The 10530-nt window shown below is 60.5% G+C and carries 9 protein-coding genes; 5 read left to right on the top strand and 4 right to left on the bottom strand.

Going from position 1 to position 10530, the window contains the following annotated elements:
• Positions 1-138 precede the first annotated feature (138 nt).
• On the bottom strand, positions 139-747 hold the full coding sequence (locus AB4O11_RS19085; RefSeq protein ID WP_093439292.1) for a lytic transglycosylase domain-containing protein: 609 nt from the start codon (positions 745-747) through the stop codon (positions 139-141).
• Positions 748-952: 205 nt separating this feature from the next.
• Between AB4O11_RS19085 and gspG the strand changes: the two genes are divergently transcribed.
• The 3 genes from gspG (at position 953) to AB4O11_RS19070 (ending at position 3237) form a co-directional block, all read left to right on the top strand.
• Complete coding sequence (gspG, locus tag AB4O11_RS19080; RefSeq protein ID WP_064120121.1) at positions 953-1381, top strand: type II secretion system major pseudopilin GspG; 429 nt, start codon at positions 953-955, stop codon at positions 1379-1381.
• Between the two features lie 14 nt (positions 1382-1395).
• Positions 1396-2583 (top strand): type II secretion system F family protein, encoded by a 1188-nt coding sequence (locus AB4O11_RS19075; RefSeq protein WP_093439294.1) that lies wholly within the window; start codon positions 1396-1398, stop codon positions 2581-2583.
• 75 nt (positions 2584-2658) lie between these two features.
• Positions 2659-3237, top strand: coding sequence for a hypothetical protein (locus AB4O11_RS19070; RefSeq protein ID WP_460127877.1), 579 nt, complete (start codon positions 2659-2661; stop codon positions 3235-3237).
• Between the two features lie 793 nt (positions 3238-4030).
• Here AB4O11_RS19070 and AB4O11_RS19065 read toward each other — a convergent pair.
• Positions 4031-4930 carry a LysR family transcriptional regulator gene (locus AB4O11_RS19065; RefSeq protein ID WP_460090375.1) on the bottom strand — a complete coding sequence of 300 codons (900 nt, stop codon included), beginning with the start codon at positions 4928-4930 and terminating at the stop codon, positions 4031-4033.
• A gap of 161 nt (positions 4931-5091) precedes the next feature.
• On the opposite strand from AB4O11_RS19065, the gene AB4O11_RS19060 reads away from it, so the two are divergent.
• Together AB4O11_RS19060 and AB4O11_RS19055 are read left to right on the top strand one after the other, a co-directional pair.
• Entirely contained in the window at positions 5092-6114 is a 1023-nt protein-coding gene (locus AB4O11_RS19060; protein WP_460127875.1) for an alpha/beta hydrolase, read from the top strand.
• Between the two features lie 108 nt (positions 6115-6222).
• The gene (locus AB4O11_RS19055; RefSeq protein WP_460127873.1) at positions 6223-7650 is read left to right on the top strand and encodes a mechanosensitive ion channel domain-containing protein; all 1428 of its coding nucleotides are present in this window, start codon (positions 6223-6225) and stop codon (positions 7648-7650) included.
• Positions 7651-7952: 302 nt separating this feature from the next.
• Here AB4O11_RS19055 and ycaC read toward each other — a convergent pair whose 3' ends face one another.
• Both ycaC and AB4O11_RS19045 read right to left on the bottom strand, forming a co-directional pair.
• A complete protein-coding gene (gene ycaC, locus AB4O11_RS19050) occupies positions 7953-8576 on the bottom strand; it encodes an isochorismate family cysteine hydrolase YcaC (RefSeq protein ID WP_007913541.1) in 624 nt (207 codons plus the stop codon).
• Positions 8577-8650: 74 nt separating this feature from the next.
• Positions 8651-10489: an amidohydrolase gene (locus tag AB4O11_RS19045; RefSeq protein WP_257358136.1), complete on the bottom strand. Its 1839-nt coding sequence runs from the start codon at positions 10487-10489 to the stop codon at positions 8651-8653.
• Positions 10490-10530: the final 41 nt, after the last annotated feature.

Raw genomic sequence — 10530 nt, 5'->3', positions numbered from 1 at the left:
CGCGTGCCACAAAAAATCTCATTACCGTTCAACCAGTTACCGCAACCATTTGAGGATCCGGGGGATATTCCCCACCGGTTTTCCCCACTTTTCGGGCCTCTGCGGTTTGCCCCCGAATGTGGGGAAAACCGGGTTGGGTCACAACGGCGCATCCATGGCCAGGCCCTGCAGACGCCGGTACTGACGCAATACGTTCGGTACATAACGCTGGGTTTCGGCGAACGGCGGAATCACCCGGCCACGGCTGAGCACCGCGTCGGGCCCGGCGTTGTAGGCCGCCACGGCGAGAGCAATGTCGTTGTCGAACAAGGTCATCAGGCGTTTGAGATATTTCGCCCCGCCCTGGATGTTGGCCTTGGGGTCGTAGACGTCGGTCACACCGAGTTCGCGCGCGGTGTCGGGCATCAACTGCATGAGTCCGCCCGCGCCTTTGGCTGAGGTCGCACCAGGGTTGTAGTGGGATTCGGCGTTGATCACCGCGTGCAGCAGCGCCTCGGGCAATTGATTGACCTTGGCCGCCGCCGACACCAGTTCCGCGTAGGGCTGGTTGGCGATCATTTGTGGCTGTTGATCGAGGCTGGCCACAGGCATTTCAGCCTCGTGGATCACCCGTTCGTAGGTGCGTCCGGGCCGGTGAACGTTGGACAGGACATAGCTGCCCTTGGCGTCCACGGAGATGAATACGTCGGCTTGCGCGGCGCCGCTGAGCAGCACACATCCGAGCAATCCGCTGGCGAGAAATTTCATGTCGGGCCTCCCCGGATCGACCCCGATAAATTGGGGGAAATGCCCCAATGGCCGATCACGTTTGAGCCATACGCAAGCACTGTGCCGACTCTTGAAATGCCCGATTTACAAGGGCTTCAGCCAATCAGCCGATTTTCAGTGAGGCTGAGCATGGCAATTGCATAGGCCCTTCAGGCGACACGGCTGCCACTTACGGGAGGTCATCATGAAGCTGCAATTTCGTCCGCGTGGCCAACGCGGTTTTACCCTGCTCGAATTGCTCGTGGTGCTGGTGGTACTCGGCCTGTTGGCCGGGATCGTCGCGCCGAAATACTTCGCCCAACTCGGTCGCTCGGAAGTGAAAGTGGCCAAGGCGCAGATCGAAGGGCTGAGCAAAGCGCTGGATATCTATCGACTGGAAGTCGGCCACTACCCGTCCACCGAACAGGGCTTGCAGGCCTTGGTCACTGCACCGAGTGACGAAGCGAAATGGACCGGCCCGTACTTGCAGAAAAAGCTCCCGCAGGATCCGTGGGGACGTAATTACACCTACCGCTATCCCGGCGAAAACAGCGAGTACGACTTGCTCTCGATGGGCAAGGACGGCCAGCCCGGCGGTGAAGGTGAAAACGCTGAAGTGACCAACTGGCAGTAAACGGAGCGCGGCCCATGCGATTTCATTTGAAAGCGGTCGGCAAGGCGGGCGTGGTGTCCTTGAGCGTCGAAGCGGCGGGTGACAGCGACGCACGGCGGATCGCCGAGGATCAGGGCTTGCGTGTGCTCAGCTCGCACGCCGACAAGCATTGGCGCTCACTGAAACTGCGCCAGCGCGAGACCTTCAACCTGGTGTTATTCAGCCAGGAATTGACCACCCTGCTCAACGCCGGCCTACCGTTGATCGATGCGCTGGAAAGCCTCGCCGAAAAAGAAACCGCCCCCGCTGCCCGGAAAACCTTGAGTGAGCTGGTGCGCCTGCTTTATGAGGGCAAATCCTTCTCGCAGGCGTTGGGCCAGTTGTCGGCGGTGTTCCCGCCGTTGTACGTGGCGCTGGTACAGTCCAGCGAGAAGACCGGCGCGGTCGGCGATGCATTGGGCCGTTACGTCAGTTACCGGCAGCGCATGGACGAGGTGCGGCAGAAGATCATCAGTGCCTCGATCTACCCAATGCTGTTGCTGATCGTCGGTGGTGGCGTGGTGTTGTTCTTGATGGGTTACGTGGTGCCACGCTTCAGTCTGGTGTTTGAAGGCTTGGGCAATAACCTGCCGTGGCTGTCGCAGGTGCTGATGAGCAGCGGCATGTTTTTGCATGCGCATCAGGCTGAGTTTTTTGGCGGGCTGGCGGCGCTGGTCATTGCCCTCGCCGTCCTGCAGAAGCAACCGGCGTTTCGCCGTGGGCTGGATCGGCTGGTGGAGAAACTGCCAGCCGTGCATCAACGGATTTTCATGTATGAGCTGGCGCGGTTTTATCGTTCGCTGGGGATTCTGCTGCAAGGCGGAATTCCGCTGGTGACCGCCATGAGCATGGTGCGCGGCTTGCTCACCGTTGCCTCGCGGGTGCGCCTGGATCAGGCCTGCGAGCGGGTGCGCGAGGGGCAGTCATTGTCCACCGCGCTGGAGCTCAATCACCTGGTGACACCGGTGTCCCTGCGCCTACTGCGCGCCGGCGAACAGTCCGGCAACCTCGGGCAGATGATGGAACGCAGCGCCGACTTCTACGACGAGGAAATCAGCCGCTGGCTGGAGTGGTTCGTTAAATTGTTCGAGCCGCTGCTGATGACCTTCATCGGCCTGCTGATCGGGGTCATCGTGATCCTGATGTACATCCCGATTTTCGAACTGGCTTCGAGTATTCACTGACCCCCGGGAACGGGTCCGGTCCCTGCAACAATGCACTTTTACGTTCCCAACAAAACCACAAAGACGGAGAACGATATGCACATTCAAAAGCTCGTGCTCGCAATGGCCATCGGCGCAGTTCTGTCAGCGTCTACGGTGCTGATTCCGGACAGTTTGTCCGGGGTATCCAGTGCTCATGCCAAGGATGGTGGGAGTGGTGGTGGAGGCAGTGGTGGCGGTAGCGGAGGGGGCGGCGGCGGCGGCGGCGGAAATGGTGGGGGCGGAGGTGGAGGAAGTGGCGGGGGCGGGGGCGGTGGCAACGGTGGTGGCAGCGGTGGAGGTGGCAGCGGTGGAAATGGTGGGGGCGGAAGTGGCGGCGGAGGCAGTCACGGCGGTGGCGGCAACAGTGGCAGTGGTGGCAACAGTGGCCACAGCGGCAGCGACCACGGCTCGGGACACTCGGGCGACAGCGCCTCATCCGGCCGCAACGGCGCCCATGCTGAAGCGGGAGATGATCATGGCGTCCACCGCGCCGGTGAAGTCGGCGATGACCACGGGGTCCACCGCGCTGGTGAAGTCGGTGATGATCGTGGCGTCCACGCTGCGGCTGAAGCCGGCGATGATCGCGGCGTACATGTCGGCGGCGAGCCGGGCGATGACAAGCGCGCCAACTGATCATTAGACACACCGCAAAACCTGTGGGAGCGAGCCTGCTCGCGAATGCTGTGGGTCAGCCAATGATGTTTTGACTGACACACCGCTTTCGCGAGCAAGCTCGCTCCCACAGGGTTTTGTGGCATACGCAGATTACGCAGACAACCACCATCAATTGTAGGAGTGAGCCTGCTCGCGATAGCAGTCATTCAAACACTGAAGCTGTGACAGACAGAACGCTATCGCGAGCAGGCTCACTCCTACAGGGTTTTGCGGCGTTTACAGATTACGCAGACGACCTTTATCAACTGTGGGAGCGAGCTTGCTCGCGAATGCTGAGGGTCAGCCAATGATGTTTTAACTGACACACCGCTTTCGCGAGCAAGCTCGCTCCCACAGGGTTTTGTGGCGTGCGCAGATTTCACAGACAACCACCATCAATTGTAGGAGTGAGCCTGCTCGCGATAGCGGTCATTCAGACACTGAAGCTGTGACAGACGAAACGCTTTCGCGAGCAGGCTCGCTCCCACAGGGTTTTGTGGCGTGCGCAGATTTCACAGACAAACACCATCAATTGTAGGAATGAGCCTGCTCGGATAGCGGTTGTTCAGACACTGAAACTGTGACAGACAGAACGCTATCGCGAGCAGGCTCACTTCTACAGGGTTTTGTGGCGTGCGCAGATTTCACAGACGACCTTTATCAAATGTGGGAGCGAGCTTGCTCGCGAATGCTGAGGGTCAGCCAATGATGTTTTAACTGACACACCGCCATCGCGAGCAGGCTCACTCCTACAGTTTGATCTGCGTATAAATCAGAGGTCGACGTGGCTCTCGTTCAGGCGTTCACGCAAAAACTCGACCAGCGCCTGCACCGGCCTTGAGGCCTGACGATGCTGCGGATACACCGCCGATAACGTCAGCGGCTCGGGGCGCAAGTCATCCAGCACCGGCACCAACCGGCCATCCTTCAGCGCCGCGCCGACAATGAACGTCGGCAAATAGGTAATGCCCATCCCCTGCACTGCGGCATCCCTGAGCAACTCGCCGTTGTTAACGCGCATGCGCCCGGTGACATTCACCAACAACGGCTTACCCTGCCCCGCGTTAAAGCGCCATTGCACCGAACGCCCATGGCCATAAGGCAGGCAGTCATGGCTGTGCAGGTCTTCAGGCTTGAGCGGTGTGCCGCGCTCGGCGAGGTATGCCGGGCTGGCGCAGTACACGCGTTCGATCGACGCGATGCGCCGGGCAATCAGCGTCGAGTCTTCGAGCACGCCAATGCGCAGCGCCAGATCGTAGCCCTCACCGAGCAAATCCACCGGCCGATCACTCAGATCGACCTCTACCGTAACCTCACGATAGCGCTGCAAGAACAGCGGCAGCAGACAGCCCAGATGTGCCACGGCAAACGACAGCGGCGCGCTCAAGCGAATCGTCCCGCGTGGTTCGGCGGTTTGCCCGGCGATGCCCTGCTCCACTTGCTCGACTTCACCCAACAGGCGCAACGCCGATTCGTAATAACTCTGCCCCAGCGGCGTCACGTCCAGACGCCGAGTCGAGCGGTTCAACAACCGCACGCCGAGACGCTCTTCCAACTGCATCAAGCGACGGCTGACGAACTGCTTGGACAGGCCTAACTGATCGGCCGCCGAGGTGAAGCTGCCGGAGTCCATGACCTGGCAAAAAATACGCATGTCTTCGAACGGGTTCATTGTCACTCTCTGGTAGACAGTTAAACGCTTTATAGCCGCTTTTTCACTTTTGAGCAGCCCATTAATCTGTGCTCACGGTGTTGCTGAGGCCTGAAGCCCAGCGCCACAGCAGCCCGCAACCCAGGCATAAAAAATCAAAAACATTCAAAAGGATTTCCACCATGAACATCGTCAAGAAAACCCTCACCGCTTCCCTCCTCGCCCTGTCCATCGGCAACGCTTTCGCCGCCGAAAACAGCGGTGTCGAACACAACACCCAAGCCTTCCTCAACGCCCTCGCCGCCGGCGGTGGCAAACCCCTTGAGCAACTGAGCCCGAAAGACGCCCGCGCAGTACTGACCGGCGCGCAGGCTTCGGTGAAAGTGGATCTGTCCGGTGTTGAAGTCAGCGACAAGGCGATCAAGGTCGATGGCCAGACCCTCAACCTGAAAGTGGTGCGTCCGGCCAAGGTCAAAGGCGAGTTGCCGGTGTTCATGTTCTTCCACGGTGGCGGCTGGGTGCTCGGCGATTTCCCGACCCACCAACGCTTGATTCGTGACTTGGTGGTGGGTTCCGGTGCGGTCGCGGTGTACGTCGACTACACACCGTCGCCGGAAGCGCAGTACCCGACCGCGATCAACCAGGCCTACGCCGCGACGAAATGGGTGGCTGAGCACGGCAAGGAGATCGGTGTCGACGGTAAGCGCCTGGCCGTGGCCGGCAACAGCGTCGGCGGCAACATGGCGGCGGTCGTGGCGTTGATGGCCAAGGAGCAGAAAGCCCCGGCGCTGCGCTTCCAACTGCTGATGTGGCCGGTGACCAACGCGCAGTTCGACGACGGTTCGTACCAGCAATTTGCTGAGGGCCACTTCCTCACCAAAGGCATGATGCAGTGGTTCTGGGACAACTACACCACCAACCCGGCCGAGCGTGCGCAGATCCATGCCTCGCCGCTGAATGCCAGCGCCGAACAGCTCAAGGGCTTGCCTGCGGCACTGGTGCAGACTGCCGAGTTCGATGTGCTGCGTGACGAAGGCGAAGGCTATGCGCGGCACCTGGATGCGGCGGGTGTAGCGGTGACCTCGGTGCGCTACAACGGGATGATTCATGACTTTGGTTTGCTCAATCCGCTGAGTCAGATTCCGGAAGTGAAAGCGGCGGTGCGTCAGGCGGCGGCTGAGCTGAAGACTCATCTGAATCCTTAACAGCAAAAGATCGCAGCCTGCGGCAGCGCCTACATTGGAATACGTTCTTCTGTAGGCGCTGCCGCAGGCTGCGATCTTTTTATTGGCAGACACTGCGGAGCATCGGCCATGACCTTTTTCTACACTCACCTGCTGTCCTGGAGCGCTGCCCTGCTGCTGCTCGACGCGGTGCTCTGGCACTTCTCGCCCTTCAGCCATCGCGCCCCGAGAGTCGGAGTGCGCTTGGTGTTGTTTCTGGCGTTCACGGCGCTGGTGATCAACGCCGGCGTCAGTCCGTTGCAAGCACCACAATTCACCGATGATCGCGTGGCGCAACTGGGTGCGACGGCACAGGGGATTCTCTGGTGGCTGTACGCCGCGCGGGTGCTGACCGAAGTCATCGGCCTGGCGCTGATGCGCCGCATCGGCCACAGCGGTCGTTTGCTGCAGGACGTGATCGGCGCCCTGGTGTTTCTGGTCGCCACCGTCGCCGCAGCCGGTTACGTGTTGGAATTGCCGGTAAAAGGACTGCTGGCAACCTCGGGCGTGGTGGCCATCGTTGTCGGTCTGGCGCTGCAAAGCACCTTGGCCGATGTGTTTTCCGGGATCGTGCTCAACACCACCAAGCCGTATCAGGTGGATGATTTCGTGGTGATCGACGGCGTCGAAGGCAAAGTCTTCGACATCGACTGGCGCGCTACGCACTTGCTGACCAGCGCTGGCACCATGGCCGTGGTGCCGAACTCGGTGGCGGCCAAGGCGAAGATCGTCAATCTCAGCCGCCCGAACAACATGCATGGCGTGTCGATCAGCATTCAGGTGCCGAATCACATCCGCCCGCGGCGGGTACTCGATGCGCTTGATCGCACTTTGCAGGGCAGCAGTTCGCTGTTGCTGACGCCAGCGCCGAAAGCCGTGCTGAAAGAGGCCGGCGAAACCATGTCGGAGTACGTCGCCAGCGGGTTCATCGCCGAGCTCGGCAAGAAAAGCGAAGTACGCAATCAACTGTTCGACCTCGCCCACCGGCATCTGGAAGCGGCAGGGATTTCGCGGCATCCGGATGGCGTGATCGAACCCTCGACCCGCGCCCGTGCGTTGCTCGATGAAGTGAAAATCTTCCGCTCGCTGAGCAGTGATGAGCGCGATCGTCTGGCGGAATCGATGGTTGCCCAGCAGTACACGGCGGGCCAGGTGGTGCTGGATCTGGACGAGGTTCCGGACAGTCTGTTCGTGATTGCCACCGGGGTGGTCAGTGCGACGGTGCCGGACGGCGACAGCCAGGTCGAGGCCGGGCGCATGGGGCCGAGTGAGGTCATGGGTGAACAAAGTATTCTCGCCGATACGCCGTCGCAGGCGACGTTCACGGCGTTGACGTCGAGCATCATTTATCGACTCGACAAGAGCCTCACCCGTCAGTGCATGGAGCACCGCACGGAGGTGGGTCAGGCGTTGAATAAATTGCAGGCGGTGCGTCAGCAGAACAGTCGCCTCGCGTTGATGGCTAAACCGGTGGCGGTGAGGAAAGGTGGTTTTCTCGGTTGGTTGCAGAAGCGTTGAAGCGGCAAGATCAAGATCAAAAGCCTCCCCCTCACCCCAACCCTCCCGAAACGTCGGACCGCCCCCAAGGGGGCGAGGGGGAAAGGGAGCCGATCTCCATGTATTTCAAGATTGAAGTTCGACTCGGTATTGCAGGTCGACGTACCACGAAAGGAGTCGATCTCCGGGCATTTCAAGACCTGAGTTCGGCTCGGTATTGCACGTCGGCGTACCTCGCAAGACCCCCTCGGTCAGTCCCCTCTCCCTCCGGGAGAGGGTTAGGCGGGCGGCGTTCCGATGAGGGGTTCTTCAAGATCAGCCGATTACTTGGCAGTGAACTTGGTATAGCTGTTGATCAAATTGCGATAGTTAGGCAGACGCTCCGACAGCAAATGCGCCAAACCTTCCATGTCGTTGCGCCAGTCACCCTGCAGCTCGCACGCCACCGAGAACCAGTTCAGCAGGTGGGCACCCGCCGCCGACATCCGCGCCCACGCCGCCTGCTGCACGGTGGTGTTGAAGGTGCCGGACGAGTCAGTCACCACAAACACTTCGTAGCCTTCAGCAATCGCCGACAGGGTCGGGAACGCCACGCAAACGTCCGTCACCACACCGGCGATGATCAGTTGCTTGCGACCGGTGGCCTTGATCGCTTTGACGAAATCTTCGTTGTCCCACGCATTGATCTGGCCCGGGCGCTGAATGAATGGCGCATCCGGGAACTGCTCGCGCAGCTCAGGCACGATCGGGCCGTTGGGGCCGGCATCGAAACTGGTGGTGAGGATGGTCGGCAGCTTGAAGAACTTGGCGATGTCGCCTAGCGCCAGCACGTTGTTCTTGAATTCGTTCGGAGTGAAATCCTGGACCAGCGAGATCAGACCGGTCTGGTGATCGACCAGCAATACAACCGCGTCATCTTTGTTCAGACGTGTGTAAGGAACGCTCATGGGAAAACTCCTGATGGACGGATGGATGGATGAAGCGTGAAGCGCCGACCGGATGGCCGGCGCTTCAGGGAAAATCAGAAAGCGAAGCAGGAACAGCCAAACGCGCCCCAGAAACCGGCGAAATCGCTGACCGGTGCGTTCGACATCCGCGCCTTTTCATGGCTGTGGGTGTGCACCGCACACGGCCCGCTGCACTGATGAACCTGCGCCTGCAACGGCGAATTTGGCCGCCAGTGGCCCGGGACTTTGACCACCGGCGACCAGTCCGGCAGCACCGGAATCGAGCGTGGGCCGAGGTCTTCGAAGTCGCCGGCCGCGTAGACAATCTTGCCGCCGACCACGGTCATGACCGATTCGATCCACTTGATTGCTTCTTCCTCGACATGGAAGAAGTCCGCGCTCAGCGCCGCCAGATCCGCCAGTTGCCCAACCTTGATCTGGCCTTTCTTGCCCTGCTCCGAGGAGAACCAGGCACTGCCGTGGGTGAACAGTTCCAGCGCGGTGGTGCGCGGCAGACCTTCTTCGTACAAGGCCAGACCGCCGACGGTGCGACCGCTGACCATCCAGTACAGCGACGTCCACGGGTTGTAACTGGAAACGCGCGTGGCATCGGTGCCGGCGCCGACCGGAACACCTTCGGCGAGCATGCGCTTGATCGGTGGCGTCGCTTCGGCGGCTTGCTTGCCGTAGCGGTCGACAAAGTATTCGCCCTGGAACGCCATGCGATCCTGAATCGCAATGCCGCCGCCCAGTGCTTTCACCCGTTCGATGTTTTGCGGGGTGATGGTTTCAGCGTGGTCGAAGAACCACGGCAGACCGTTGAACGGAATGTCGCGATTGACCTTCTCGAACACGTCGAGCATGCGGCTGATCGACTCGTTGTAGGTCGCGTGCAAACGGAACGGCCAGCGCTGTTCGACCAAGTGGCGCACCACCGGCTCCAACTCCTCCTCCATTGTCTGCGGCAGGTCCGGGCGCGGTTCGAGGAAGTCTTCGAAATCGGCTGCCGAGAACACCAGCATTTCCCCGGCGCCGTTGTGGCGCAGGAAGTCGTCGCCCTGATGCAACTTGACGCTGCCGGTCCAGTTCTGGAAATCGCTCAACTCTTCTTTCGGCTTCTGGGTGAACAGGTTGTAGGCGATGCGCACGGTCAACTGGTCGTCTTTGGCCAGTTGCTCGATCACCTGATAATCGTCCGGGTAGTTCTGGAAACCACCGCCGGCATCGATCGCACTGGTCAGGCCGAGGCGATTGAGTTCGCGCATGAACTGGCGGGTCGAGTTGACCTGATATTCCAGCGGCAGCTTCGGCCCCTTGGCCAGCGTCGAGTAGAGGATCATCGCGTTAGGCCGCGCGACCAGCATGCCGGTCGGGTTGCCGTTGGCATCGCGAACGATCTCGCCACCCGGCGGGTTCGGCGTATCGCGGGTGTAGCCGGCCACGCGCAGGGCGGCGCGATTGAGTAGCGCACGGTCATACAGGTGCAGGATGAACACTGGTGTGTCCGGCGCGGCCTGGTTGATTTCTTCGAGGGTCGGCATGCGTTTTTCAGCAAACTGGAATTCATTCCAGCCACCGACCACGCGCACCCATTGTGGCGTCGGTGTGCGATCGGCCTGATCCTTGAGCATGCGCAGCGCGTCGGCCAGCGACGGCACGCCTTCCCAGCGCAGTTCGAGGTTGTAGTTCAAACCGCCACGGATCAAGTGCAAGTGCGAGTCGTTGAGACCCGGAATAACGCAGCGGCCATGCATATCGACCACTTGCGTGTTCGGCCCGCGCAAGGCCATGGCCTGGTTGTCGTTGCCAACGACCACGAAGCGGCCGTCGGTGATGGCCACGGCACTGGCCAGCGGTTTGGTGCGGTCTACGGTATGAAACTGGCCATTGAATAAAATCAGATCGGCGCTCATCGCAGTTCCTCAAGCAAAGTGAAAAGGAGCAAACCCCGCGC

Source organism: Pseudomonas sp. H1_D05 (assembly GCF_054682705.1).
Note: the sequence above shows the minus strand (reverse complement) of the source record. Positions and strands in the feature narration are given on the sequence as shown.